This window comes from Achromobacter pulmonis (assembly GCF_902859765.1).
Lineage (GTDB): Bacteria > Pseudomonadota > Gammaproteobacteria > Burkholderiales > Burkholderiaceae_B > Achromobacter > Achromobacter pulmonis.
On record NZ_CADIJV010000003.1, the window covers coordinates 202,595 to 228,597 of the forward strand.

General features: G+C 67.0%; 22 protein-coding genes and 1 pseudogene. 16 read left to right on the forward strand and 7 right to left on the reverse strand.

From position 1 onward, the window contains the following. Nucleotides 1-20 precede the first annotated feature (20 nt). Entirely contained in the window at nucleotides 21-797 is a 777-nt protein-coding gene (locus HV701_RS04275; RefSeq protein WP_175131835.1) for a 3-oxoacyl-ACP reductase, read from the reverse strand. Between the two features lie 114 nt (nucleotides 798-911). Then, a complete protein-coding gene (locus tag HV701_RS04280; protein WP_175131836.1) occupies nucleotides 912-1,715 on the reverse strand; it encodes a FadR/GntR family transcriptional regulator in 804 nt (267 codons plus the stop codon). A gap of 333 nt (nucleotides 1,716-2,048) precedes the next feature. Here HV701_RS04280 and HV701_RS04285 point away from each other — a divergent pair, with 333 nt between their 5' ends. Together HV701_RS04285 and HV701_RS04290 are read left to right on the forward strand one after the other, a co-directional pair. Continuing rightward, nucleotides 2,049-3,485 (forward strand): aldehyde dehydrogenase family protein, encoded by a 1,437-nt coding sequence (locus HV701_RS04285; RefSeq protein ID WP_175131978.1) that lies wholly within the window; start codon nucleotides 2,049-2,051, stop codon nucleotides 3,483-3,485. 110 nt (nucleotides 3,486-3,595) lie between these two features. Next, nucleotides 3,596-4,300, forward strand: coding sequence for a riboflavin synthase subunit alpha (locus HV701_RS04290; RefSeq protein WP_175131837.1), 705 nt, complete (start codon nucleotides 3,596-3,598; stop codon nucleotides 4,298-4,300). Nucleotides 4,301-4,409: 109 nt separating this feature from the next. Here HV701_RS04290 and HV701_RS04295 read toward each other — a convergent pair whose 3' ends face one another. Both HV701_RS04295 and HV701_RS04300 read right to left on the reverse strand, forming a co-directional pair. After that, nucleotides 4,410-5,903: a M81 family metallopeptidase gene (locus tag HV701_RS04295; RefSeq protein WP_175131838.1), complete on the reverse strand. Its 1,494-nt coding sequence runs from the start codon at nucleotides 5,901-5,903 to the stop codon at nucleotides 4,410-4,412. An 18-nt stretch (nucleotides 5,904-5,921) separates the two neighbouring features. Further along, nucleotides 5,922-7,223: an MFS transporter gene (locus tag HV701_RS04300; RefSeq protein WP_175131839.1), complete on the reverse strand. Its 1,302-nt coding sequence runs from the start codon at nucleotides 7,221-7,223 to the stop codon at nucleotides 5,922-5,924. Between the two features lie 181 nt (nucleotides 7,224-7,404). Here HV701_RS04300 and HV701_RS04305 point away from each other — a divergent pair, with 181 nt between their 5' ends. Then, on the forward strand, nucleotides 7,405-8,319 hold the full coding sequence (locus tag HV701_RS04305) for a LysR family transcriptional regulator (RefSeq protein ID WP_175131840.1): 915 nt from the start codon (nucleotides 7,405-7,407) through the stop codon (nucleotides 8,317-8,319). Between the two features lie 240 nt (nucleotides 8,320-8,559). Further along, nucleotides 8,560-9,144, forward strand: coding sequence for a spermidine N1-acetyltransferase (gene speG, locus HV701_RS04310; protein WP_175131841.1), 585 nt, complete (start codon nucleotides 8,560-8,562; stop codon nucleotides 9,142-9,144). Nucleotides 9,145-9,281: 137 nt separating this feature from the next. On the opposite strand, the gene HV701_RS04315 is transcribed toward speG, so the two are convergent. Beyond that, entirely contained in the window at nucleotides 9,282-11,651 is a 2,370-nt protein-coding gene (locus tag HV701_RS04315) for a heavy metal translocating P-type ATPase (RefSeq protein WP_254595105.1), read from the reverse strand. Nucleotides 11,652-11,747: 96 nt separating this feature from the next. On the opposite strand from HV701_RS04315, the gene cadR reads away from it, so the two are divergent. Both cadR and HV701_RS04325 read left to right on the forward strand, forming a co-directional pair. Next, nucleotides 11,748-12,182 (forward strand): Cd(II)/Pb(II)-responsive transcriptional regulator, encoded by a 435-nt coding sequence (cadR, locus tag HV701_RS04320; RefSeq protein WP_175131843.1) that lies wholly within the window; start codon nucleotides 11,748-11,750, stop codon nucleotides 12,180-12,182. A gap of 130 nt (nucleotides 12,183-12,312) precedes the next feature. After that, nucleotides 12,313-12,906: a nitroreductase family protein gene (locus HV701_RS04325; protein WP_175131844.1), complete on the forward strand. Its 594-nt coding sequence runs from the start codon at nucleotides 12,313-12,315 to the stop codon at nucleotides 12,904-12,906. 67 nt (nucleotides 12,907-12,973) lie between these two features. Here HV701_RS04325 and HV701_RS04330 read toward each other — a convergent pair whose 3' ends face one another. Beyond that, nucleotides 12,974-13,300, reverse strand: coding sequence for a hypothetical protein (locus tag HV701_RS04330; protein ID WP_175131845.1), 327 nt, complete (start codon nucleotides 13,298-13,300; stop codon nucleotides 12,974-12,976). Between the two features lie 170 nt (nucleotides 13,301-13,470). Here HV701_RS04330 and HV701_RS04335 point away from each other — a divergent pair, with 170 nt between their 5' ends. The 6 genes and pseudogenes from HV701_RS04335 to HV701_RS04360 form a co-directional block, all read left to right on the forward strand. Then, nucleotides 13,471-13,983, forward strand: coding sequence for a sigma-70 family RNA polymerase sigma factor (locus HV701_RS04335; RefSeq protein ID WP_175131846.1), 513 nt, complete (start codon nucleotides 13,471-13,473; stop codon nucleotides 13,981-13,983). Next, a complete protein-coding gene (locus tag HV701_RS04340) occupies nucleotides 13,980-14,951 on the forward strand; it encodes a FecR domain-containing protein (RefSeq protein ID WP_175131847.1) in 972 nt (323 codons plus the stop codon). The genes HV701_RS04335 and HV701_RS04340 overlap by 4 nt, the downstream gene beginning before the upstream one ends. Nucleotides 14,952-15,012: 61 nt before the next feature. Further along, entirely contained in the window at nucleotides 15,013-17,487 is a 2,475-nt protein-coding gene (locus HV701_RS04345) for a TonB-dependent siderophore receptor (protein ID WP_175131848.1), read from the forward strand. Nucleotides 17,488-17,799: 312 nt separating this feature from the next. Further along, the gene (locus HV701_RS04350; RefSeq protein ID WP_175131849.1) at nucleotides 17,800-19,032 is read left to right on the forward strand and encodes a 3-methyl-2-oxobutanoate dehydrogenase (2-methylpropanoyl-transferring) subunit alpha; all 1,233 of its coding nucleotides are present in this window, start codon (nucleotides 17,800-17,802) and stop codon (nucleotides 19,030-19,032) included. A 3-nt stretch (nucleotides 19,033-19,035) separates the two neighbouring features. After that, nucleotides 19,036-20,079, forward strand: a complete 1,044-nt coding sequence (locus HV701_RS04355) for an alpha-ketoacid dehydrogenase subunit beta (RefSeq protein WP_175131850.1) — start codon at nucleotides 19,036-19,038, stop codon at nucleotides 20,077-20,079. Between the two features lies 1 nt (nucleotide 20,080). Beyond that, nucleotides 20,081-20,446, forward strand: a pseudogene (locus tag HV701_RS04360) (biotin/lipoyl-containing protein); the annotation flags it as partial. Nucleotides 20,447-20,811: 365 nt separating this feature from the next. On the opposite strand, the gene ubiE reads toward HV701_RS04360, so the two are convergent. Continuing rightward, entirely contained in the window at nucleotides 20,812-21,588 is a 777-nt protein-coding gene (gene ubiE, locus HV701_RS04365) for a bifunctional demethylmenaquinone methyltransferase/2-methoxy-6-polyprenyl-1,4-benzoquinol methylase UbiE (protein ID WP_175131851.1), read from the reverse strand. 161 nt (nucleotides 21,589-21,749) lie between these two features. Between ubiE and phoB the strand changes: the two genes are divergently transcribed. From phoB to HV701_RS04385, 4 genes are read left to right on the forward strand one after another with little or no spacing between them, the layout of a single operon-like run. Then, nucleotides 21,750-22,448, forward strand: a complete 699-nt coding sequence (gene phoB, locus HV701_RS04370) for a phosphate regulon transcriptional regulator PhoB (protein WP_006386862.1) — start codon at nucleotides 21,750-21,752, stop codon at nucleotides 22,446-22,448. A 12-nt stretch (nucleotides 22,449-22,460) separates the two neighbouring features. Next, nucleotides 22,461-23,768, forward strand: a complete 1,308-nt coding sequence (gene phoR, locus HV701_RS04375) for a phosphate regulon sensor histidine kinase PhoR (protein WP_175131852.1) — start codon at nucleotides 22,461-22,463, stop codon at nucleotides 23,766-23,768. A gap of 51 nt (nucleotides 23,769-23,819) precedes the next feature. After that, the gene (locus HV701_RS04380) at nucleotides 23,820-24,506 is read left to right on the forward strand and encodes a heavy metal response regulator transcription factor (protein ID WP_175131853.1); all 687 of its coding nucleotides are present in this window, start codon (nucleotides 23,820-23,822) and stop codon (nucleotides 24,504-24,506) included. After that, nucleotides 24,503-25,903: a heavy metal sensor histidine kinase gene (locus HV701_RS04385; RefSeq protein ID WP_175131854.1), complete on the forward strand. Its 1,401-nt coding sequence runs from the start codon at nucleotides 24,503-24,505 to the stop codon at nucleotides 25,901-25,903. Before HV701_RS04380 ends, HV701_RS04385 begins: the two co-directional genes overlap by 4 nt. The last annotated feature ends 100 nt before the right edge of the window (nucleotides 25,904-26,003 follow it).

A 26,003-nucleotide genomic window follows, 5' to 3' on the forward strand; every position in this document is an offset into this window, starting at 1 on the left:
GCCGGCGCGACGGCGCCGCCTCACCCCTTCACCAACCCGCCATCCACGATCAAGTTCTGCCCCGTCACCGCGCGCGCCCACGGGCTGGCGAAGAACAGCACGGCGTCGGCGAACTGTTCGGGTGTGGTCACTTCGCGCAGCGGCGTGCTGGCGGCGATCAGGTCGAACACCGCCGCGGGCGTGGCGGCCGAGGCATCGGTGGTGCGCAGCAGGCCGCCCGACACCATATTGACAGTGATGCCATCGGCGCCCAGTTCATGCGACAGCGTGCGCGTGAACGCCAGCAGCGCGGCCTTGGCGGCGGTGTAGTCGTGATAGGGCACCACCGGGTTCTGGACCAGGTTGGTGCCAACGTTGATGATGCGGCCGCCGCCGGCCGCGCGCATCGATGGCAGCGCGGCCTGGGTGGTGTTGAGGGCGGCGCGCACGCTGCCTTCGAGTTGCGCATGCATGCGCGCCCAGTCGAGCGTATCGGCGTGGGGGCGGGCATCGCCGTCGAACTGGAAGGCGGGCAGGGCGTTGTTGACCACCGTGCTCACCGGTAGGCCGAAGTGCTCGCTGGCGTAGGCCACCAGGGCGGCCACGGCCTCGGCATCGCGCACGTCCGCTTGCACGGCCAGCGCGTGGTCCGGGGTGGTGGCGGCCAGTCCGCGCGCTGCGGTTTCGCTGTTCAGGTAGTTGATGACGACCCGCGCGCCTTCGCGCAGGAAGGCGCGGGCGATGGCCGCGCCCAGGCCGCGGCTGGCGCCGGTGACGATGACGAGTTGCTGGTCCAGCGGGAGGGGGTGACTAGGCATGTTGGTGCATCAGGCGGGAAATCAGGCAGTGAATCGAGTCAAAAAATGCGGCGGCGCCGGGCGGGCGGCATGAGCCGCAGCGGGGCCGCCGCGCGGGCAGGGCAATGCCGGGGGTCACTGTTCCGAGCCGCTGTTGAGCATGCGGCTGCGGGCTTTTTCGATATGGGCGCACATGATGTGGCGGGCGCCCTCGGCGTCCTGGTCGCGGATCAGGCGGTAGATCTGGCGGTGCTCGTCGATGGCGGCGCGGGTGCGCTTCCAGGGTTCGCTGTGGACCAGATGGCGCATCATGTTGACGGCATGGCTGACGTCGTACTCCAGTGATTTGAGGACCTGCACGAAGCGCTGGTTGCCGGTGGCGGCGGCAATCGCGCGGTGGAATCCGTAGTCGTGATGGTGGGCGATGGCGCCGGCGGCATCGGCGGCCTCGTAGCCGGCCAGCATGCGGTCCATCTCGCGCAGGTCGTCGTCGGTGCGGCGCAGGGCGGCCAGGTAGGCGCATTCCGGTTCGATCACCCTGCGCAGTTCCAGGCCCTCCAGGATATGGCCGACGCGGCGCGCCGGATCGACCGCGGGCATGCCGCCCATCAGGTCGGGCTTGGCGCGGACGTAGCTGCCCGAGCCGCGCACCGACTCGACCAACTGGTCTTCGCGCAGCCGGTCCAGCGCCTGGCGCACCACCGGCCGCGACACCTCGAACAGCGCGGCCAGCTCCAGTTCGGTCGGCAGCTTGGCGCCCGGCGCGATCTTGCCGGTGGCGATGGCGTAGAACAGGCTTTCGTAGACGCGCTCGGCGAAGCGTTCGGCGCGCACGTAGCCCAGGCCCGAGGCCACCTCGGCCAGCACGTCCAGTTCCGGCCGCGGCCGGCTGGCCGCGGTCAGCAGCTTGTCCAGTTGCGGGTCGCGCAGTTTGCTCATGGCCTTGCTCCTGTGGCGCTTGCGCCGGGTTTGTTCTGTGTCATGACAAATGCAACCGGGCGTCCCGTGCGAGGCAATGCGCCGGATGGGCGCGACTTCCTAGGGATAACCCGAGTTGGATGAAAGATTTCCTGAAGCTTGGGACGAAAGCTGTCAATCCAATTGACAAATTATGCGCCGCTCCCTTACCTTGAGCGGATTCGCTACACCCTATAACCACACCGCGCGCCATCGACGCCCGGGTGGCGCGATCCGGTTGCCCGGGGCGCGCCAGGAGACCCCCGCATCCGCGCGTTCCGCAACCGGCCGACCGGCCGCTACTTTACTCCGCACATCGTGACTCAGAAGAACTTTATCGCCAATCAATGGGTGCCCGCCGCCAGCGGCGAGACCATCCCCGTCCTGAACCCGTCCGATGGCAAGGCGTTCGACGCCATTGCGCGCTCGGGCGAGGCGGACGTGGACCGCGCCGTGGCCGCCGCGCGCGCGGCCTTCGAGGGCGAGTGGGGCCAGATGGCCCCGGCTGCCCGCAGCCGCCTGTTGATGCGCATCGCCTTCGCGCTGCTCGAGCGTCAGGAGGAACTGGCGCAACTGGAATCCGCGGACACCGGCAAGCCGATCAAGCAGGCGCGCGCCGATGCCGCCGCCGTGGCGCGTTATTTCGAGTTCTACGCCGGCGCGGTCGACAAGCTGCACGGCGAGACCATTCCCTATACCCCCGGCTTCACCGTGCTGACCGTGCGCGAGGCGCATGGGGTGACTGGCCACATCGTGCCGTGGAACTATCCGCTGCAGATCTTCGGCCGCAGCGTCGGCGCGGCGCTGGCCGCGGGCAACGCCTGCGTGGTCAAGCCGGCCGAGGATGCCTGCCTGTCGCTGCTCAAGCTGGCCGAGATCGCCGCCGAAGTCGGCCTGCCGGCCGGCGCGCTGAACATCTGCACCGGCTATGGCCATGAGGCCGGCGCGGCGCTGTCGGCGCATCCCGGCATCGACCACATTTCGTTCACCGGCTCGCCGCAGACCGGCAAGATGGTGGCGCACGCCGCCGCCGAGAACCACGTGCCCGTGACGCTGGAACTGGGCGGCAAGTCGCCGCAGATCGTGTTCGACGACGCCGACCTGGACGCCGCCATGCCGGTGCTGCTGGCCGCCATCATCCAGAACGCGGGGCAGACCTGCTCGGCCGGCAGCCGCGTGCTGATCCAGCGCGGCGTCTACGAACAAGTGCTGGCGCGCCTGGGCGAGGCATTCTCGGCCACCGTCACCGGCCCGGCCGCGCAGGACCTGGATGTGGGGCCGCTGATCAGCGCCCGCCAGCACGACCGCGTGCGCGCGTTCCTGGCCGAGGCCGAAGCCGAGGGCCTGAAGGTCGCCGCGCGCGGCAAGCTCAAGGACGGCGCGCCCGAGGCCGGCTTCTACCAGCCTCCCGTGCTGTTCCGCGACGTGCCGCCCAAGAGCCGCCTGGCGCAGGAAGAAGTGTTCGGCCCGGTGCTGGCCGCCATGGTGTTCGACACCGAGGAAGACGCGCTGGAAATCGCCAACGGCACGCTCTACGGCCTGGTGGCCGGCGTCTGGACCCGCGATGGCGGCCGCCAGCTGCGCCTGGCGCGCAAGCTGCGCGCCGGCCAGGTGTTCGTCAACAACTACGGCGCCGGCGGCGGCGTGGAACTGCCGTTCGGCGGCTCGCGCCAGTCGGGCTATGGCCGTGAAAAGGGCTTCGAGGCGCTGTACGGCTTCACCACCCTGAAGACCATCGCCATCCGCCACTGATCCGGCGGCGGCCGGGCGCCCACCCCCGATGGGGGCGGGCGCCCGGTGGCAAAATATCGGTTACCTTTGACGTTTTGCCAGGGGCGCCACGCCCCGTATCCAGGATCAGCATGTTCACCGGTATTGTTCAAGGCACCGCGAAGATCGCGAAAATCGCGGACCGCGAAGGCCTGCGCACGTTCACGCTGGCGTTTCCCGAGGGCTTCTGCCAGGACCTGGCGATCGGCGCCAGCGTCTCGACCGACGGCGTCTGCCTGACGGTCACCGAAATCCTCGACCCCAACCACGCCACCTTCGATGTCATGCTGCAAAGCCTGGCCATCACCACGCTGGGCAACTACCAGGAAGGCGACCGCGCCAACGTCGAGCGCGCCGCCAAGGATGGCGCCGAGATCGGCGGCCATCCGCTGTCCGGCCACGTCGACTTCACTTCGGAAGTGATTCTGGTGAAGTCGTCGGACACCAATCGCCTGATGCGCTTCAGCATCCCCGAGGCGTTCCGCAAGTATGTGTTCGCCAAGGGCTACATCGCTATCAATGGCGCCAGCCTGACCGTGTCCGAAGTGAACCGCGCCGACGGCTGGTTCGAAGTCTGGCTGATTCCCGAGACCCGTCGCATGACAGTGTTCGAGGACAAGCAGGTGGGCGACCGCGTCAATATCGAGATCGAGCGCAGCACCCAGGTGGTGGTGGACACGGTGCGCGAGACCGTCCAGGAAAGCCTGGGCAAGCTGCAACCGCTGCTGGAAGCCATCCTCAAGGAAAAAGGGCTGACGCTGGAGGATTTCGTCAGCCCGCAGGACAAGCTCAAGTAAGCCGGGTCCGTTCGCGACCTGGACCCACCGCGCCAGCGGCGCCGGCGCATCAGTCGGCTTTTCTTTGCGCCTGCGCCGGCCACGCATTCGCGTGGCCGGCGCGTTTGCGTCAGGATGAGAATGCAGGCCCCAGCGGCTTGATGCGCATGCCCGCCTGCAGGCGGGTCCAGGGCAGGTCGGCGGGATCGGCCTGCATCGGGCCGGGCGCCTTGGCCACCAGGACCTCATGCGCGATGGGCTGGAAGTCGGCGCGGAAATGCACCGAGCTTTTCACCACCAGGATCGCCATTTCCTCGGGCTGCACGCCGCCGACGCGGAACAGGTTGCGGTCCAGCATCTGCGACTTGGTGGCGCTGACCACCACCCGCACGCCGCCCAGCCGCAGGCCGGCCACCGCCTCCAGGTCCACCTCCATGCCGTGCATCATCGGGCCGTCGAAACGCAGCCTGCCGGGCGACAGTGTCTCGACCAGGAATTCGCCTTCGAACGGCGCGTCGCCGGCCACGCCGGACTGGCCGCCCAGGCGCAGCCGCACCTTGTTGCCCACGCCAGCAGCGGTGGCCTGGCGCACTGCATCGGGGTCGTAGAACAGGCCCAGCGCGGCGTTCTGCGCGTCGGCCTCGACCAGCGCGCGCAGCATGCCGGTGGTGTTGGCGTCCCCGCCCGCGCCCGGATTGTCCTGGGTGTCGGCGATGACTACGGGGCGCGCGGCGCCCACCGCCAGCGCCTGGGCGCGCTCGACGGCGTCGGCCGGCGTCAGGAAGTCGGGCGACCATTGCGGTTCGAGTGCCAGTACGCGCTGATACAGCGCCTCGGTCACGCGTTCGACCGCGGCGGCGTCGGTGCCGTAGGCCCACACCACCGGCCCGCATTCGGGGAAGTCGGCCGCCGGAAAGCCCGGCGCGAATGAGATCGAGGCCACGCCAGGCGTCTGCTCCAGGCGCGCCAGTTCTTCATACACGCCCTGCGACGGCTGCAGCATGGTGCACATGCCGTTGATCGGGATCAGGAAGGGCAGGCGGCGTTCGGCGCGCACCCACTGGTCGCCGGCCGCCACGCGCGCGGCCAGCAGGCGCGCGGCGTGCTCGCCGGTCACCGCCATGTCCACGTGCGGATAGGTGCGGAAGGCGGCCAGGCCGTCGGCCTCGCGCAGCATCCGCGCGGTGACGTTGGCGTGCAGATCGAGGCTGCCGACCACCGGCACGGCCGGGCCGACCAGCGCGCGCACCCGCGCCAGCAGTTCGCCTTCGCCGTCGTCCAGGTGCTCGGCCACCATGGCGCCGTGCAGGTCCAGGTAGATGGCGTCGAAGCCGCCGGCGCGCGCCGCGTCGACGATCTCGCCGGCGATGCGCTCGTAGGCGTCGCGGGTGACGTGGGCCGAGGGGCTGGCGCCGGCCCAGATCACCGTGCGCACGGTGTGGCCCTGCGCCAGCGCGGCGTTGATGAAGCCGCCGGCGGGGATATTGACCTCGCGCAGCGCCAGCATGTCTTCGCCACGCACCATGGCGGGAAAGCCCTCGCCGCGCACGAAGTTCTCATAAGCCGCCTTGGACGGCGCGAAGGTATTGGTCTCGTGCTGGAAGCCAGCCACCAGAATATGCATGATCGATTCCTTGGAGCGTCAGGCGCGCGCGGGCGCGGATTGGGCAGGACGATTCACCAGCAGCAGCAGGGCGCCGGCCACCAGCAGGGCGGAGATCGCGTACAGGCCGCCGGCCAGGCTGCCGGTCGATTGCTTGACCCAGCCGATGATGGACGGGCTGAGAAAGCCGCCCAGCAAGCCGATGCTGTTGATCAGCGCGATGCCGCCCGCCGCGGCTTCTCCTTGCAGGTACTGCGACGGAATCGCCCAGAATACCGTGTAGGCGGCCCACATGAAGCCGGTGGCCAAGGTAATGGCCGTCAGGGATAGCGCGAATTGCGTGGGCGCCGCGGTGGCGATGCACAGTGCCACGCCGGCCAGCAGCGCGGGCACCAGCGTGTGCCAGCGGCGTTCCTGCAGGCGGTCGGAACTGCGCGCGAACCACAGCATGAAGACCGCCGCGGCCAGGTAAGGGATGGCCGAGTACAGGCCGATCTGCATGGTGTCCTGGACCCCCGCCAGCTTGAGCAGCGTCGGCAGCCAGAAGCTGACGGCGTAAATGCCGCAGATCAGGCAGAAGTAGGTCAGCGCCATGCCGTAGATGGCCGGATCGCGCAGCACCTGGGCGAAGGCGTGTTTCTTGTGCGCGCCGCGGCTGTTCAGGTCGGCGGCCAGCAGCGCCTTTTCCTCGGCGGTCAGCCAGCGCGCCTCGGCCGGCTTGTCGTCCAGGTAGCGGAAGGCGATGACGCCCAGCAGCACACACGGCAGGCCTTCCAGCAGGAACATCCATTGCCAGCCGTCCAGGCCGTGCGCGCCGGAGAAGGCCGTCATGATCCAGGCCGACACCGGGCCGCCGACGATGCCGCCGATGGGGTCGGCCAGCATCACCACCGCCATCACGCCGGCCATGCGCGACTGCGAGTACCAGTAGGTCAGGTAGAAGATCATGCCGGGGGCGAAACCGGCCTCGAATACGCCCAGCATGAAGCGCAGGACGTAGAAGCTCCATTCGCCCTGCACGAACAGCATCGAGGCCGAGGTCAGGCCCCACAGCACCATGATGCGGCTGATGGTGCGGCGCGCGCCGATGCGCGTCAGCAGCAGGTTGCTGGGCACCTCGAACATCACGTAGCCGAGAAAGAAGATGCCCGCGCCCAGGCCATAGACGGCATCCGAGATGCCGATGTCCTGCTGCATCTGCAGCTTGGCGAAGCCGATGTTGATGCGGTCCAGGTAGGCGAACACATAACAGAGCAGCAGGAACGGCAGCAGGCGCCAGGTGATCTTGCGGTAGAGCGGAGCCAGGCGCGGGTCGGCGCCTGGCGTGGCCTGATGGGGCATTGCGTGTCTCCTCGCGGGCGAGTCTGCGCCCGCCGCGGTGGTTGGGGTGGCGGCGGAACCGGGGCGGGTCCGCGCGGCGTCCATATTGCGAGCACGCAGTGTTCGAAACAATGACCTGGGTGATAAATTATCGTTGCCTTCAGGGCAACGAAAAGAGCGGCACAAAACACAGGGGGAAACCATGGCGGAAATCAGCCAGGCGCGGCTGAAGTACTTCAACGAGGTGGTGGCCTGCGGCTCGATCCGCGGCGCGGCCGACAAGCTCGGCACCGCGCCGTCGGTCATCAGCCGCCAGATCCAACTGCTGGAAAAGGAACTGGGCGTGGCGCTGTTCGAGCGCCGCGCGCGCGGCCTGACGCCGACCGAGGCCGCCGACATGCTGCTGGAGTATCACCGCGCCTGCCGCGCCCAGCAGGAACACCTGAACACGCGCCTGCAGGAATTGCGCGGCATGCGGCGCGGCAACGTCCGCCTGATGATCAGCGAAGGCTTCATCGACAGCCTGATGGAGCGCGTGGTCGGGCCATTCTGCATCGAGCATCCGTGCATCGACCTGAGCGTCAATGTCGGTTCGGTCAATGAAGTGGTCGAGGCCGTGGCCACGGATGCGGCGCACATTGGCCTGGCCTACAACCCGCCCGTGGATCCGCGCCTGCGCTGCCGCGTCAGCCGCAAGCATCCGGTCTGCCTGCTGGCGGTGCCGGGCCATGCACTGGCGCGGCGCCGCGCGCCGCTGACGATCGCCGACATCCTGCCGTATCCGTTCGCGCTGATGTCCGCGCCTTATGGCTTGCGCCAGGCGGTCGATCTGCTCGAATTCACCGAGCGCATCCATCTCACGCCCAGCCTGACCACCAACTCGCTGCGCGTGCTCAAGCAGTACGCGATCAGCGGCGCCGGGGTGACGCTGATGCCGAACCTGGGCGTGCACCATGAATTGGCCAGCGGTGAATTGGTGGCGCTGCCGATCGCGCATCCGATCCTGAGTTCGCCCGAATGCCAGGTGCTGCTGCGGCTCGGGCGGCCGCTGTCATCGGCCGCCAACGAGGTGGTACGGCGCATCGAGCAGCGCCTGCCGGCGTTCGCGGCGCCGTGACGGCGTCATGTCCGGGGCGGGGCGAGCGCGCGCCGGCGGGGGGATCGTGGCGAGGCGCGGCGCCGGCGCATTTCGTTACCGATGCGGAAGGTCTTGGCGTTTTGAATCCAGCATTCATGCGCTTTTTCAGGCATTTTATGTTCTGGAGCCAATGCGCAAGCCATTCTTTATTTGAAACCGCCGTGTAACGGGCGCTTCGGGGGGGTTACAGCTACAATGGGTGCACTTTCGGAGGTTTCTATGTCGGTAATATCCGATATCAAAATACGCCCCCTGGAGCGCGGCGACCTGCACTTCGTGCACAAGATCAACAATAACGACGTCATCATGCGTTATTGGTTCGAAGAGCCTTACGAGGCCTACGACGAACTGGTCGCCCTCTATGACCGCCATCTGCACGACCAGAACGAGCGGCGTTTCATCATCGAGCACGATACCGGCCAGCCGGCCGGCCTGGTGGAACTGGTGGAAATCGACTACATCCACCGTCGCGCCGAATTCCAGATCATCATCGCGCCCAGCTACCAGGGGCGCGGCTACGCCAAGGCCGCCACGCGCATCGCGGTGGGCTACGCCTTTCGCGTGTTGAACCTGCACAAGGTCTACCTGGTGGTGGACAAGGACAACCGCGCCGCCGTGCACGTCTACGAGCGCTGTGGTTTCCAGATCGAAGGGCTGCTCAAGGAAGAGTTCTTTTCCAACGGTACTTATCGCGACGCCTACCGCATGGCGCTGCTGCAGCACGACCACCTGCGCGACGTCGGACCGGGCGCGCCGGACGCGCCGGTGCTGCGCGACTGGCCGCAGGAAGAACAGACCGGCTGACAACTGCGCGATGCACCGCCGTTGCCCGCGCGAGGCCGCATCGGCCTTGCCCATCGGCATGGCGACAGGCCGGCGCGCAAACGGCAACGCCCCGCGGGGAAGTTCCCCGCGGGGCGTTTCTCATGATGGCGCCGGGTTCAGGCGGCCTGCGGCGCGGCCCGCAGCAGGCGCAAGCCATTGGCCACCACCAGCAGGCTGGCGCCGACGTCGGCGAACACCGCCATCCACAGCGTGGCGTGGCCGGTCATGGCCAGCGCCAGGAACACCACCTTGATGCCGAGCGCCAGCGCGATGTTCTGCACCAGCACGCGGTGGGTGGCGCGCGACAGGCGCAGGAAGGTGCCGATCTTGCGCAGGTCGTCGTCCATCAGCGCCACGTCGGCCGTCTCGATGGCGGTGCCGGTGCCGGCCGCGCCCATGGCGAAGCCGATGTCGGCGCGGGCCAGGGCCGGGGCGTCGTTGATGCCGTCGCCGACCATGCCGACCATGTCCGAGGGCGCCAGCTTGCTTTCGATGGCGGCCAGCTTGTCTTCCGGCAGTTGGTCGCCGCGCGCTTCGTCGATGCCGACCTGACGTGCGATGGCCTGCGCGGTGGGCGTGTTGTCGCCGGTCAGCATCAGGGTGCGCACGCCCAGCGCGTGCAGGTCGGCGATGGCGGCCGCGCTGGTGGGCTTGACCGTGTCGGCCACCGCCGCCAGCGCCAGCACGCGCTGGCCGTCGCTGAGCGCGATGGCGCTCTTGCCCTGTTGTTCCAGTTCGTCGAAACGGGCTTCCAGCCTGGGGCTGGAGACGCCCAGCTCCCGCATCAGGCGGCGGTTGCCGAGCTGCAGCGCCGTGCCGTCGATCCTGCCGCTGACGCCGCGGCCGGGCAGGGCGGTGAAGTCGTCCACCTCCAGCAGCGTCTGGCCGGCATCGCGCGCGGCGTTGGCCACGGCCAGCGACACCGGGTGGTCGGAGCGGCCCGCCAGGCTGGCGGCCAGCAGCGCCGCGGGTTGGCGCGTCAGGTCGGAGACGTCCCAGTCCTGCAGGTCGGTCTGCACCGGCTTGCCGTGGGTCAGGGTGCCGGTCTTGTCCAGCGCCAGCCACTTCAGGTTGCGGCCTTCTTCCAGGTACACGCCGCCCTTGACCAGAATGCCGCGGCGCGAGGCCGCCGTCAGGCCGCTGACGATGCTGACCGGCGTGGAGATCACCAGGGCGCAGGGGCAGGCGATGATCAGCAGCGCCAGCGCGCGGTAGATCGCATCGAACCAGGGCTGGCTCCACAGCAGCGGCGGCACCACCGCCACCAGCACGGCCACGCCGACCACGGCGGGCGTGTAGATGCGCGAGAAGCGGTCGATGAAGCGCTGGGTCGGGGCGCGCGCGCCCTGGGCCTGTTCGACGGCGTGGATGATGCGCGCCAGCGTGGTGTTGCCGGCCGCCGCGGTGACGCGGTAGTCGAACGAGCCGGCCGCGTTGACGGTGGCCGCGTACACCGGGTCGCCCTCGGCCTTTTCGACCGGCAGGCTTTCGCCGGTGATGGGGGCCTGGTCGACCGTCGAGCGGCCGCTGACGATGACGCCATCGGCGGCGATGCGCTCGCCTGGCCGCACGCGGACCACGTCGTCGACCTGCAATTGCGCCGCCGGCAGCGCCTGCCAGCTGCCATCGGCCTGGCGCACGGTGGCGGTTTCGGGCGCCAGGTCGAGCAGGCCGCGGATGGCGTTGCGGGCGCGGTCCAGCGAACGCGCCTCGATCAATTCGGCCACGTTGAACAGGAACATCACCATGGCCGCTTCCGGCCACTGGCCGATCAGCACCGCACCGGTGACGGCGATGCTCATCAGTGCGTTGATGTTCAGGTTGCCGTTGCGCACGGCGATCCAGCCCTTGCGGTAAGTGCTGATGCCGCAGGCCAAAATGGCGGCCAGCGCCAGCGCGGCGGTGACGCCCCAGTGCATGCCGGCGAAGTGCGCGGCCTCGGACAGCCCGGCGAGCACGCCGGCGCCGCCGATGGCCCACCAGTTCACGGGCGCGGCGGCCGGGGCCGGCGCGCGCGGCGCATCCTCGGCCAGGGGTTCGGGCGTCATGCCCAGCGACGTGATGGCCGCCGTGATGCGCTCCAGCGCGCCCTCGGCATGCACGACCGTCAGGATGCGCTGCATCAGGTTGAAGTCCAGCGCGTGCACGCCGTCGACGCTGTCGAGCTTCTTGCGGATCAGCGTTTCTTCGGTGGGGCAGTCCATCTGGCCGATGCGCAGGCGGGCCAGCAACTGGCCAGGACCGGCCTGCAGCATGGCCGCGACACCCGCGGACATGCGGATGTCGCCGGAAGCATGACCGCAGCAGGCGGTGCCGGCGTGATCATGCTCGTGGTTGTGGTCGTGGCCGTGCTTGTGATCATCGCCGTGGGCATGGTCATGGCCGCCGTCCTGGCCGGCCGCAGCCGGTGGGTGGCCGCCGCAGCAGCCACCGGCCTGGGCGTCGCGGGTGGGGTGTTCGGGGTGTCGGGTCGATGCGCAAGACATTCTCATTGCCTTTTCGTAAGCCATTGAGCGCATTTCACACCTTGGAGTTACTATAGGGTCAACCCCCAAATCCATCGGATGCGTCCGGGAGGCACGATGCGTATCGGCGAATTGGCCACGGCGGCCGGCACCACGGTCGAAACCGTCAGGTATTACGAGAAAGAAGGGCTGCTGCCCGCCCCGGAACGGGGGCTGAACAACTACCGCAGCTATGGCCAGCCCCACCTGGAGCGCCTGCGGCTGATCCGCAACTGCCGCGCGCTGGACATGACGCAGGACGAGATCCGCGCCATCCTGTCGCTGGCCGACAATCATCGGGCCGGATGCGGCCCCATCAATGAATTGTTCGACGAGCACATTTCCCACGTGGATGAACGCATTGCCGAGCTGACCCAGTTGAAGACGCAATTGACCGACTTGCGCCAGCGCTGCCTATCGGCGCGGCCCGACGCGGAAGACTGCGGCATCCTGCACGGCCTGTCGGAAATGCAGGTCGAGGAACGCCCGGAGCGCCATACCCACCTGGGTTGAATCCGCCAGTCGCCATGCGCCGGGCAGGGGGATAGCCGTTCCCCCGGCGGCCATGGCGTAATATGAGAACCCTTCTCTTTCCTATTTGGGAAGCCCGCCCATCCCGGTATCCCATTCACGCCTTGCCCCCATGACCCAGACCAATACCATCACCCCGCTGCACGCCATCACCTCGCGCCGTTCCATGAAGTTCCTGCGGGGTCCGGCGCCCAAACCCGCCGAACTGGAACAGATCCTGCAGGCCGCGATGTCGGCGCCCGACCACGGCGCGCTGCGTCCGTGGCGTTTCGTGGTGATCCAGGGCGAGGCCATCGGCAAGCTGGCCGACGTGGCGCTGGAAGCCGTCAAGCGCAGCGGCGATCCGCGCATGACGCCGGAAAAGGAGAAGTCGGTGCGCGAGTGGATGGCGGGCGTGCCGCTGTTCATCGCCGTGGCGCAGAAGATCGCCCACGACAACACCAAGATCCCCGAGACCGAGCAATTGCTGGCCACCGGCTGCGCCACCATGAACATCCTGAACGCCGCCCACATGCTGGGCTATGGCGCGTTCTGGAGCACCGGCATCGGCACCTACGTCGAGGACGTGCAGGCGGCGCTGGGCCTGGATTCGCTGGACTACCGCTTTCTCGGCTTCCTGGCGATCGGCACGCCGGCGTGCGCGGTGCCGCCGGCCAACCGCCCGGACTACCGCGAGTTCGTCACCGAGTGGACCGGTCCGGTCTGAGGCGGGGGCGCCGTCCGCCATGCGAAAACCGGCCGCTGGCCGGTTTTTTCTTGCGGCGCGCGTCGCCTTACCGTTGCGCCCCGATGGGCCGGAAGGCCGCGCGCACGAGTTTCTCCAGGCCCCAGCCCGCGAAATAGAAGAGGGCCAGCGTCGGCAGCCCGATCAACAGGTACCCGCCGACCCACGACAGCTGACCGAGCAGCCGGTCCAGGTTCAGTTCGTGCAGCAGCGCGAGCTGCAAGGCCAATGGCAATTGCAGCAGCACGAAGCGCCCCTTGTCGTCGCCGTCGGCGGACAGCGCGCCGGCGATGCAGAGGACGGCGATGGCAAGGTAAAGCGCGGCAAACACGATGCCGGTCCAGCTGAACCCTTTCGAGGCGGTCAATCCAGGCACGTTGGTTTCCAGGAGAATCGGATGACGCAAGTATAGAGGTCGCCCTGCTGTGGTCCACCGAGGCACGCCGACGTTGCTTGCCGTCCGGCTTCACGGGGCAGGCTTGCGCGGCGATCAATAAATGACAATAATTCTTATTGTTGATTAGCCCGCCCTCCCATTCCCTCGCCATGTCCCATCCTGCGCAGCCGACGCCGCACACCGCCGCCCAGCTGTACGAGGCCCATCATCCGTGGCTGCTGGAATGGCTGCGCCGCCGGCTGGGTTGCCGCCAGGATGCCGCCGACCTGGCGCACGACACCTTTGTGCGGGTACTGGCCGGCCGCCCGACCGAGCCGATCCACGAACCTCGCGCGTTCCTGACCACGCTGGCGCAGCGTACGCTGTATACGTTCTGGCGCCGCCGCGAACTCGAGCGCGCCTATCTCGACAGCCTCGAGGCCCTGCCGCATGCCTGCGTTCCCAGTGAAGAGCAGCGCGCGCTGGTGGTCGAGGCCCTGATGCAGATTGACCGGGCCTTGCAGTGCCTGCCGGCGCGCGTTCGCCAGGTCTTCCTCCTGAGCCAGTTGCACGAGCTGACCTATCCGCAGATCGCCGAACGCCTTGGCGTCTCCGCCATCACCGTCAGGCGCAGCATGAAACAGGCCATCACGCTGTGCGTGGCGGCGCGCCTGGCCGCATGAGCGCGCCGGCGCTGCCGGCGGCCATCGAGGCCGCGGTCGACTGGATGGTGCTGCTGTCGTCGGGCGAGGCGGCCGAGGCCGATCGCGCCCGCTTCGAGGCCTGGTTCCGGGCCGATTCCCGCCACGCCGCCGCCTGGGAGATGGTTGCCGGCGCCGTCAAAACCACGTTCGCGCCGCTGAGCGACGGCGCCTCGGTCCAGGCCGCGGGCGCGGCGCTGCTGGCGCCTGTCTCGCGCCGCCGCGCGCTGCGCAATGCCCTGATGCTGGCGCTGGCGGCCGGCGGGCTGGCCGCGCTGGCCGACCGCCAGACGCCATTGCGGACCCTGGCCGCCGACCTGCGCACCGGGACGGGCGAACGCCACACCTATCCGCTGCCGGACGGCAGCGAGGTCACCCTGAACGCGCGTTCCGCCGTCGACCTGGCGTTCGACGGCCGCGCCCGCGTGCTGCGGCTGCGCGCGGGCGCGGTGTACGTGCGGGTCGCGGCCGACGCCGCGCGGCCCTTCATCGTCGCCAGTCCCGATGGCGACGTGCAGGCACTGGGCACGGTGTTCGGCGTGGCGCGCGACGAGCAGGGCAGCGTCGCCTGTGTGATCGAGCACAGCGTCGAAGTCCGGGCGGCGGGCCAGCGGCGCGTCCTGGTGGCGGGCGAGGGCGCGCGCTTCGGCGCCGGCGGGATCGACGCGCCGGATGCCGCGCTGGCCGAGACCGCGGCCTGGCACGATGGCATGCTGGTGGTGCGCGACCAGCCGCTGGGCGCGGTGGTGGCGGCGTTGCGGCCCTATCGGCGCGGCTTCCTGCGCATTTCCCCCGAGGCCGCGCGATTGCGGGTGCTGGGCGCCTTCCCGCTGGACAATACCGATCGCGTTCTGGAATCCCTGCGCCAGACCCTGCCGATCGAGGTCGGCGGGCTGGGCGGCTGGCTCGTCAGCATCGACCTGCGCGCCGATGCCGTCCAAAAAAAATGATCGCTTGCGGCGGGCTCGCTGGACATACCTCCTGAAGCACCCCTTTGTCGCAGGAGATTCCATGTTTCCCGTTCGTCCCGCGCCGCAGCTGGCGGCCGCGTTTCTCATTGCCCTGGCCGCGCCGGCTGGTATCGCCCAGGCCCAGACCGGCGCCCAATCGGGCGCGGCCATGCCGCAACGCTACGATCTGCCCGCCGCGCCGCTGGCCGAGACCCTGACCCGTATCGCGCGCCAGAGCGGCCACGCGGTGTCGGTCGATCCGGCGCTGGTGGCCGGCCGCCAGGCCCTGGCGGTCGCCGGCACCTACACCCCCGAGCAGGCTTTGCGAGAGGCGCTGGCGGGCAGCGGCCTGGAATTGCGCATCACCGCCAATGGCACTTTCAGCGCACGGCCCCTGCCGCAGGCGGGCGGGGCGACCCTGCTGGAGCCGGTGCGCGTGACCGGCGCGGCGGAGTCGACTGGGGGATATGTCAATAAATATATGGACAATTCCGCCAAGTTCGTGGATTCCATTAAAGATACGCCTCGATCCATTACAGTGGTTCCTCAGCAATTGATTCAGGACACGAGTTCGTCTTCACTTAATGAAGCGCTCAAATACGTTCCAGGAATGTCTTTTAAAAGCGGCGATGCCCTTGCCAGACCTGGGGGCGATCATCCCACGCTTCGTGGCTTTGATGCTACAGATGCCATCACGCTTGATGGCGTTCGGAATACAGCTTCTCAGGCCAGGGAATCCTTTGATATTGAAAGTGTTGAAGTCATAAAAGGCCCCGCGGCCATATATAACGGACGAGGGAACGCTGGCGGGAGCATTAATATCGTAGCCAAGAAGCCCTTTTTGGGTAAATCAATCACCAAGGCGTCAGCGGGATTGGGTTCCGATAATTATAGGCGTGCGACAATAGATTCCAATATTGACTTGAGAGAAAATGTCGCGGCTCGTGTGAACCTGATGTGGCACGAGAGTGACAAGCCCAAGAGAAATCTTGTGAATTATTCGAGATGGGGTGCGGCGCCATCCATTCTCATTTCAATAGATGAGAAAACATCGTTGCTGTTGAGTTATTATCATTTGTATTCGAACGATACGCCTGATTATTCCACTCCTTTCGATAAAAAAACAGGCGAAATTCTTGATACGCCCAGGGACTTATTCTACGGCGCTAAAAATCGGGATTACATCATTAATCGCGTGGATACACCGGAGATGGTGTTCAGTCACGAGTTCGGCAATGGCGCGACAGTGAGGAATACAACATTGTATTCCAGGACGGTACAGCAATTCATTGCCACAAGCCCTGCCATATCGAAAGAGGCGGGTGAATCCAATATGCTGTTCCTTCAGGGGAAAAGTGGCGATTTCAGAACCAGGACGTTCAGTAACTTGACGGATTTCACTAAACAGTTCCGCATCGCATCCATGCTTCATAAGATCTCGGCGGGTTTCGAATATACCGTGGAAGAAAACAAGCGTAAAAGCATGATGTTGACGGTAAAAGATCCTTCGGGCAAGGCATGGAACATTCGTTCCCAGCCCAGAGGATTCTCGTGCGCTGCACAAGGAATGCCAACCTATACGTGCACTCCGGTCGGCGTATGGAATCCGTACAGTCCATGGCTCGGGCAAAAAACCTGGGAGCAGGAGGGAGCCTATCCCGCCACGAGCACAAAAAACAAAACCGTTTCAGGTTATTTATTCGATAGCGTGAATCTGACGGATGATATTACCGTCTCCGTTGGTGGGCGTTATGACTATTATAAGACGCATGTGGATGCGATCGGCAAGCCATCGGATAACGTGAACACCAGTAACTGGCTGTTTAATTACCACGCGGGCATGGTGTGGAATCCTGTTCAGGCAGTAAGCCTGTACGGTTCTTGGAGCACTTCCAGCAATCCCGCCAACTCGGACGCCATTCAGGGTGGTATCGCCGATAAAAATAAAGAAAACTTCAAGCCAGAGAAGTTTACTAACCTCGAGATCGGCGTTAAGTGGTCTCCGTTGTCCGAACAAATGCTGCTTGGCCTTTCGTGGTTCGATACCAAGCAAAAGAACGGCCACTTTGCGGTTGAGCCGAACGTGTCGGAACCAATTGGCGAGCAGGGGGTGAAAGGCATCGAATTCAATGTGGAAGGAAATATTACCGACAGGTGGTCCATATTTGGCGGGTATTCCTGGCTTGATTCGAAAATCACCCGTAGTACTCGATCCTCGGAAATCGGAAATAGAATTCCTTTGGCTCCTGAAAAGGCCGCGACATTGTGGACAAAATATAAACTCACGGAAAAGTTATATGTTGGCGCTGGGGCCGCGTATACAGGGAAAACTTATACGAATACGAAAAACTCTGCGTCGGTCCCTGGGTATGTTACGATGAATGCCATGGCAAAGTATCGAATTAACAATCGATCGATGGTTCAAGTAAATTTGAACAATATTTTTGATGCGAGGCATTACAGCAGTTTGTATCCCAGTTTTGCGAATTATGGGCCGGGGCGCCAGATAATCGGCAGTTTGGAATACTCATTCTAAATGATGGCATAACGTCGGTCAGCGGCTGATGCCAGTCGGTTAAGCGTTGAGCGATAGCCATCCAGGCTGCCAAGGATGCAAAAAAGGAGCGCGAAGTGCGCTCCTTTTTGCATGGTTCGCCGTGGTGCAAGACCTTAACCGATTGGCGTTGAGCCTGCGGTCGGGGTATGTGATACCTGTGCTACTCTGGCTTCCGGCCGTGCATGTTTATCCCTTTGCACAGGCCGACGATGGCAATGTCCGAGGTCACCCCCCCGGGCAGTGTCTTGGTAAGAAGAATGCGCATGACACGATCAAGCGTGGAGACAATTCATGAGCCAATACGGGCCGCTGAAGTTGCACGTCCCCGAGCCTACCGGGCGTCCGGGTTGCAAGACCGACTTTTCCTACCTGCGCCTGTCGCCGCCCGGCGAGGTGCCCAAACCCCCCATTGATGTCGCCGCGATCGATACCGGCAGCCTGGCCTACAGCCTGGTGCGGGTCATCGACGATGACGGCCGCGCGGTCGGTCCGTGGGCGCCGGAGATCAGCGACGAGCTGTTGCGCCTTGGCATGCGCACCATGCTCAAGACGCGCATCTTCGACGGCCGCATGCTGACCGCCCAACGCAAGAAGAAGATCTCCTTCTACATGCAGAGCCTGGGCGAAGAGGCCATCGGCTCGGCCCATGCGCTGGCGCTGGAGCAGGGCGACATGTGTTTCCCGACCTACCGCCAGCAGAGCATCCTGCTGGCGCGCGACGTGTCGCTGGTGACCATGATGTGCCAGCTGATGTCCAACGAGCGCGACCCGCTCAAGGGGCGCCAGCTGCCGGTGATGTATTCCGATCGCGAGAACGGCTTTTTCACCATTTCGGGCAACCTGGCCACGCAGTTCATCCAGGCGGTGGGCTGGGGCATGGCCTCGGCCATCAAGGGCGACACCCGCATCGCGTCCGGCTGGATCGGCGACGGCGCCACCGCCGAGGCGGACTTCCATACGGCGCTGACCTTCGCCCACGTGTACCGCGCGCCGGTGATCCTGAACGTGGTCAACAACCAGTGGGCCATCTCCACCTTCCAGGCCATCGCCGGCGGCGAGGGCGCTACCTTCGCCGGCCGCGGCGTGGGCTGCGGCATCGCCTCGCTGCGGGTGGACGGCAACGATTTCCTGGCGGTGTATTCCGCCTCGCGCTGGGCCGCCGAGCGCGCCCGCCGCAATCTCGGCCCCACCCTGATCGAATGGGTGACCTACCGCGCGGGCCCGCACTCCACCTCCGACGACCCCTCCAAGTACCGCCCCGGCGACGACTGGAGCCACTTCCCGCTGGGCGACCCGATCGAGCGCTTCAAGAAGCACCTGATCCAGCGAGGCCTCTGGTCCGATGCCGAGCACGACGCGGTGCGCGCCGAGCTCGACGCCGAGATCCAGGCGGCGCAGAAGGAAGCGGAAAGCTACGGCACCCTGGTGGACGGCCACGTCCCCAGCGCCGCCAGCATCTTTGAAGACGTCTACAAGGACATGCCGGAGCATCTGCGCCGGCAACGTCAGCAGCTCGGAGTGTGAGTCATGGCTATCGATAACAATGGGGGTCCGGCGTCCGCGCCGATGACCATGATCCAGGCTTTGCGCTCGGCCATGGATGTGATGCTGGAGCGTGACGGCAACGTGGTGGTGTTCGGCCAGGACGTGGGCTATTTCGGCGGCGTGTTCCGCTGCACCGAGGGCCTGCAGGCCAAATACGGCACCTCGCGCGTGTTCGACACGCCGATCTCCGAAGGCGGCATCGTCGGCGTGGCGGTGGGCATGGGCGCCTACGGCCTGCGGCCGGTGTGCGAGATCCAGTTCGCCGATTACTTCTACCCGGCCTCCGATCAGATCGTGTCGGAAGCGGCGCGCCTGCGCTACCGCTCGGTGGGCGAGTTCATCGCGCCCATGACCATCCGCATGCCCTGCGGCGGCGGCATCTACGGCGGCCAGACGCACAGCCAGAGCCCGGAGGCGATGTTCACCCAGGTCTGCGGGCTGCGCACGGTGATGCCGTCCAACCCGTACGACGCCAAGGGCCTGCTGATCGCGTCCATCGAGAACGACGATCCGGTCATCTTCCTGGAGCCCAAGCGGCTGTACAACGGGCCGTTCGACGGCCACCACGACCGTCCCGTGACGCCGTGGACCGGACGCCCGGGCAGCGTGGTGCCGACCGGCTACTACACGGTGCCGCTGGACACCGCCGCCATCGTGCGGCCCGGCAACGCGCTGACGGTGCTGACCTACGGCACCACGGTGCACGTGTCGCTGACCGCGGCCGAGGAAACCGGCATCGACGCCGAGGTCATCGACCTGCGCAGCCTGTGGCCCCTGGACCTGGAAACCATCGTCAACTCGGTCAAGAAGACCGGCCGCTGCGTGGTGGTGCACGAAGCCACGCGCACCTGCGGCTTTGGCGCGGAACTGATCGCGCTGGTGCAGGAACACTGTTTTCATCACCTCGAAGCGCCCGTCGAGCGCGTGACCGGCTGGGACACTCCCTATCCGCACGCACAGGAATGGGCGTACTTCCCCGGCCCGCGCCGGGTCGGCGAAGCGTTCAAACGCGCGATGGAGGTGTGAGATGGGTATTCATGTCATCAAGATGCCCGACATCGGCGAAGGCATCGCCGAGGTCGAACTGGTGGGCTGGCACGTCAAGGTGGGCGACACCGTCGCCGAGGACCAGCCGCTGGCCGACGTCATGACCGACAAGGCCACGGTCGAGATCCCGTCGCCCGTGGTCGGCCGCGTGGTCGCGCTGGGCGGCGAAGTCGGTCAGGTCATGGCCGTGGGCGGCGAACTGATCCGCCTGGAAGTCGAGGGCGAGGGCAACGTCAAGGGCGACGCGGCGCCGCAGAAGCCGCAGGCCGCAGCGCCGGCTCCGGCGCCAGCGGCAAGCGCGCCGGCCGCCGCGCCCGCGGCGGCCGGCGCCGCGGTGGCGCCCGCGGTGTTGCTGGCGGCGGTCGGCGGCGTGGTGGCCTGGCGCTGCTGGGTCACATTGGAGGATTGGCGGCCGAAGCTGCCGCCGCCGCCGGCTCGGCGGGCTTCGGCGTCAAACGACGCCGTTACCAGCGCGGCGCCGGAAATGGCGATGAGCGCCGCGGCGACAAACCGCGAGAAACAGAATTTGGTCATGGATGTGCTCCCTCGTACCCGCGCCCCCGCTGCCCCGAGCAGCGGAAAGCCGCACGGATCGTGCGGTCCTTCAGCGCGACTTCCTTACATTAATCTGAATGACGTAAGAATAACGGACAAGCCGTCGCCCCACAAGTTCCCCCGGGGCGAAGGCAAGCCGTATCGGACCAAGGCGCGTCAGGCCAGGCGCACGCCCTCGTGCAGGGCGGCGATGCCGGCGGTCAGGTTGAAGTACTGCACCCGTTCCAGGCCGGCGGTACGCAGCATGTCGGCCAGGGTTTCCTGGTCGGGGTGCATGCGGATGGATTCGGCCAGGTAGCGGTAGCTGGCTTCGTCCTTGGCCACGGTCTTGCCCAGCCAGGGCAGCACGTTGAAGGAATACCAGTCGTAGGCCGGCGCCAGCGGCTTGGCGATGCGCGAGAACTCCAGCACCAGCAGCTTGCCTCCCGGCTTGAGCACGCGGGTCATCTCGGCCAGGGCGCGGTCCTTGTGGGTCATGTTGCGCAGGCCGAAGGCCACGCTGACGCGGTCGAAATAGCCCGACGGGAACGGCAGGCGCTCGGCGTCACAGACGGCGGTGGGCACCAGCAGGCCGGCATCGGCCAGGCGGTCGCGGCCGACCCGCAGCATGGAATCGTTGATGTCGGTCAGCCAGACCTCGCCGGTGGGGCCGGCGCGCTTGGCGAAGGCGCGGGCCAGGTCGCCCGTGCCCCCGGCAATGTCCAGCACCTTCATGCCGGGGCGGATGGCGGCGCGGCCGATGGTGAAGGCCTTCCAGACGCGGTGCAGCCCGGCCGACATGAAATCGTTCATGATGTCGTAGCGCTGCGCGACCGAGTGGAAGACTTCGGCGACTTTGCGGGCTTTTTCGGTTTCCGGCACCGATTGGAAGCCGAAATGCGTCGATTGGGGCGCGGAATCCGCGGAATGTTGCGATTCGGAGGGGTTTTGCATGGTGAATTCCCGATATATCGTCCAATGGTAGCCTATCGGGGGCCGCCGAATGCCGCCCTCGGACGCGGGACGACGCCTAGCGGTCACATACCTGAAATATTGCGGCCATACTATCGCAATGTTCGCGCCGCGCCGGCGCTCAGAAGCGTGCCCAATTCGCCATGTCCAGCACCATCCTCGTCGTCGAAGACGAACCCGCCATCCAGGAACTGATCGCCGTCAACCTGTCCTTCGCCGGCCACAAAGTGCTGCGCGCGTTCGACGCCGACCAGGCCCAGACCCTGATCCGCGCCGAACTGCCGGACCTGATTCTGCTGGACTGGATGCTGCCCGGCACCTCCGGCCTGGCCATGGCGCGCAAGCTGCGCAACGACGAGCGCACCCGCGCCGTGCCGGTCATCATGCTGACCGCCAAGGGCTCCGAGCAGGACAAGGTCGACGGCCTCGAAGCCGGCGCCGACGACTACATCACCAAGCCCTTCTCGCCCAAGGAGCTGATGGCCCGCATCAAGGCCGTCCTGCGCCGCCGCGCGCCGCAGCTGACCGACGACGTGATCGACGTCGGCGGCCTCAAGCTGGACCCCGTCACGCACCGCCTGTCGGGCAACAGCCAATCGCTGCAGATCGGCCCCACCGAATTCCGCCTGCTGCATTTCTTCATGACCCACCCGGAACGCGTGTTCTCGCGCTCGCAACTGCTGGACCAGGTCTGGGGCGATCACGTGTTCGTCGAGGAACGCACCGTCGACGTCCACATCCGCCGCCTGCGCAAGGCGCTGGAACCCAGCGGTCACGATGCGCACGTGGAAACGGTGCGCGGCAGCGGCTACCGGTTTACGGCACAGGTCCCGGCGCGGTAAAACTGCCGCACGATGATCTGGCTGCGCACCCTTATCCTGGTCGCCCTGTGGGCGGCGATCGCGCTCTTGGCGCAATGGCTCATTGGCGATCCGGCCGGCTGGGCGCTGTTCAGCGCCGCGCTGGTCACCATGCTGCTGTGGCGCAGCTGGCGCCTGCACCTGGTTTCCCATTGGGCCAGGCACCCGGACACCTCCCCGCCCGCTTCGGTGGGCCCCTGGGACGACATCCTCGCCCCGCTCTACCGCTACACCCGGGCCCGCGCCCGCGAGCTGGCCGAAACCCGCGACACCATGCAAGGCATGCTGGCGGCGGCCCAGGCCCTGCCGGACGGCGCGGTCACGCTCAATGAAGATTTCCAGATCGACTGGTGCAACCGCATGGCGCGCCAGCATCTGGGCCTGCGGCTGCCGGCCGACCGCGGCCACAACCTGCTGAACCTGCTGCGCGCGCCGGAATTCGTCGAGTACGCCCACCGCGCCGCCTGGCCCGACCCGATCCTGGTGCGCCTGGGCCAGAACGGCCAGGAACGGCTGATGATGATGCAACTGACGGCCTACGCCAGCAACCAGCGCCTGCTCATCACCCGCGACGTCACCCAGATCGAGCGCCTCGAAACCACCCGCCGCGATTTCGTCGCCAACGTCTCGCACGAACTGCGCACGCCGCTGACGGTGCTGGCCGGCTTCCTCGAAACGCTGCGCGACATGCCCGCCGACGCCCTGCCGCCCGAGCAGCGCGCGCAGTACCTGGACATGATGCACGAGCAGGCGCAGCGCATGCAGGCCATCGTCGAGGACCTGCTGACACTATCGACGCTGGAGTCGTCGCCCGGCAGCGACCCGCGCGCGGTCAACATGGGCGCGCTGCTGCAGAAGGCGCGCCAGCAGATCGAGGCCCTGTCGGGCGGCCGCCACGTGCTCGAATGGCACGTCGACGAAACCCTCGACGTGCTTGGCGCCGAGACCGAACTGACCTCGGCCCTGTCCAACCTGCTGACCAATGCCGTACGCTACACGCCGGACGGCGGCACCATCACCGTGCGCTGGGAACGCGAAGCCGACGGCGGCGCCCGCTACAGCGTGCAGGACACCGGCATCGGCATCCCCGCGCGGCACATCCCGCGCCTGACCGAGCGCTTCTACCGCGTCGACCGCGGCCGTTCGCGCGCCGTCGGCGGCACCGGCCTGGGCCTGGCCATCACCAAGCACATCGCCATGCGCCACGACGCCGAACTGCTCATCAGCAGCGAGCCGGGCAAGGGCAGCGTGTTCGCGCTGCGCTTCCCGCCCGACCGCATCGCCATCGACCCGGCCGCCTGAGCCGCCTCGCCCCCGTGCCGCAAGCGCGGCACGGATGGTAAATTTCCGGCCATGCGCATCCTGGTCATCGAAGACGAACCCAAGCTGGCCGACTACCTCAAGAAAGGGTTGTCGGAACAGAGCCACGTCGTCGACCTGGCGCGCGACGGCGTCAACGGCCTGCACCTGGCGCTGGAAGTCGCCTACGACCTGATCGTGCTGGACGTGATGCTGCCCGGCCTGGACGGCTTCGGCATCCTGGCCGCCGTGCGCGCCAACAAGGACACGCCGATCCTGATGCTGACCGCGCGCGACGCCGTCGAAGACCGCGTGCGCGGGCTCGAAGGCGGCGCCGACGACTACCTGGTCAAGCCCTTCGCCTTCTCCGAGCTGCTGGCGCGCGTGCAGGCCCTGCTGCGGCGCGGCCGTTCGCAGGAACCCACCGTGTTCCGCCTGGCCGACCTGGAGCTGGACCTGGCGCGCCGCAAGGTTGCGCGCGGCGGCCGCCGCCTGGACCTGACCGCCAAGGAATTCAACCTGCTGGCCTTGCTGCTGCGGCGCCAGGGCCAGGTGCTGTCGCGCACCACCCTGGCCGAGCAGGTCTGGGACATGAATTTCGACAGCGACACCAACGTCATCGACGTGGCCGTGCGGCGCCTGCGCGGCAAGCTGGACGACCCGTTCGAGGCCAAGCTGCTGCACACCGTGCGCGGCATGGGCTACGTGCTCGAAGCGCGGCCGGAGCCGGCGCGCGAATGAAGCTGCCGCGCGTGCGCTCGATGCAGGCGCGCCTGACCCTGCTGCTGGGCGCCATCGCCCTGCTGGTCTCCAGCCTGGCCGGGGCCACCCTGTTCTGGGCCCTCAAGCGCGAAGTCGAGCGCCAGGAGATCACCGAAGTCAGCGGCAAGCTGGAGCTGATCAATCACCTGATCGACATGCAGAACAGCGCGCGCGGGCTGCGCGAGCTGGCCGCCACCTTCGACGACATGCGCGCCGGCCAGAGCCAGTTGGGCATCTGGATCGTCGACGCGCAAGGGCACCCGGTCTACGGCGGCGAGGCGCCCGACACGCTGCAGACTCTGCCGGACCGGCAGGTGCTGCTGCAGCGCGCCGACGGCACCCGCATGCGCGGCCTGCGTGTCGCGGTCGATGACCGCATCCTGCCCGGCGCGCAACTGACGGTGGCGGTCAGCACCCGCACCAGCTCGCAGTTCCTCTATGCCTACGGCACCGCACTGGCGCTGATCTGCGCGCTATGGGTCGGCGCCACTGTTGTGCTGGCGGCCTGGGCCGTGCGCCGCAGCATGGCGCCCACGCGGCGGCTGTCGGAACAGGCCGCGCGCATCCAGCCGGACAATCTGGCCGTGCGCCTGCCGCTGCGCGACACCGACCGCGAATTGCATGAACTGGTGCTGTCGTTCAACCGCACGCTGGAGCGGCTGCAGACCGCCTACCAGCAGATGGAAGGCTTCAACGCCGACGTCGCGCACGAACTGCGCACGCCGCTGGCCACGCTGATCAACGGCACCCAGGTGACCCTGTCCAGCGGCCGCGATGCCGCCGAACTGCGCGACGCGCTCGAATCCAACCTGGAAACGCTGGAAGACCTGAAGACGCTGGTCAACGACATGCTGTTCCTGGCCCGCGCCGACCGCGGCGAACGGGCCGCCGACCTGGCGCCGGTGTCGCTGGCCGCCGAGGCCCGGCGCGTCGCCGACTTCTACGAGGCAGCGCTGGAGGACAGCGGCGTCACGCTGCGCTGCGACGGCGATGCCCGCGTCGCCGCCAACCCCGGGCTGGTGCGCCGCGCGCTCGCCAACCTGATCTCCAACGCCATCAGGGCCACGCCGCGCGGCGGCGAGATCGTGCTGGCCTGCCAACCGCTGCCGGCCGGCGCGCGGATCGAGGTACGCAACCCCGGCGTGCCGATCCCGGCCGCCGACCTGCCACGCATCTTCGACCGCTTCTTCCGCTCGGGCCAGGCGCACGCGCCGCGCAGCGAAGGCCACGGCCTGGGCCTGGCGATCGTGCGCGCCATCGCCCGCATGCACGGCGGCGAGGTCGACGCCGCCTGCGGCGCCGCCGGCACGGTGGTCGGCATCACCCTGCGCGGGCCCGCGCCCACGGCCGTCGGCGCCAACATTACAAAGAAGTAATCCAACCGACAGAACCGGGTCACCCCGGTTTTCCTAAAGTGCCGCCATGGTCAACCCCTATTAAGGGAACAGCATGACAGGCACTTTGCCCCGCATCACC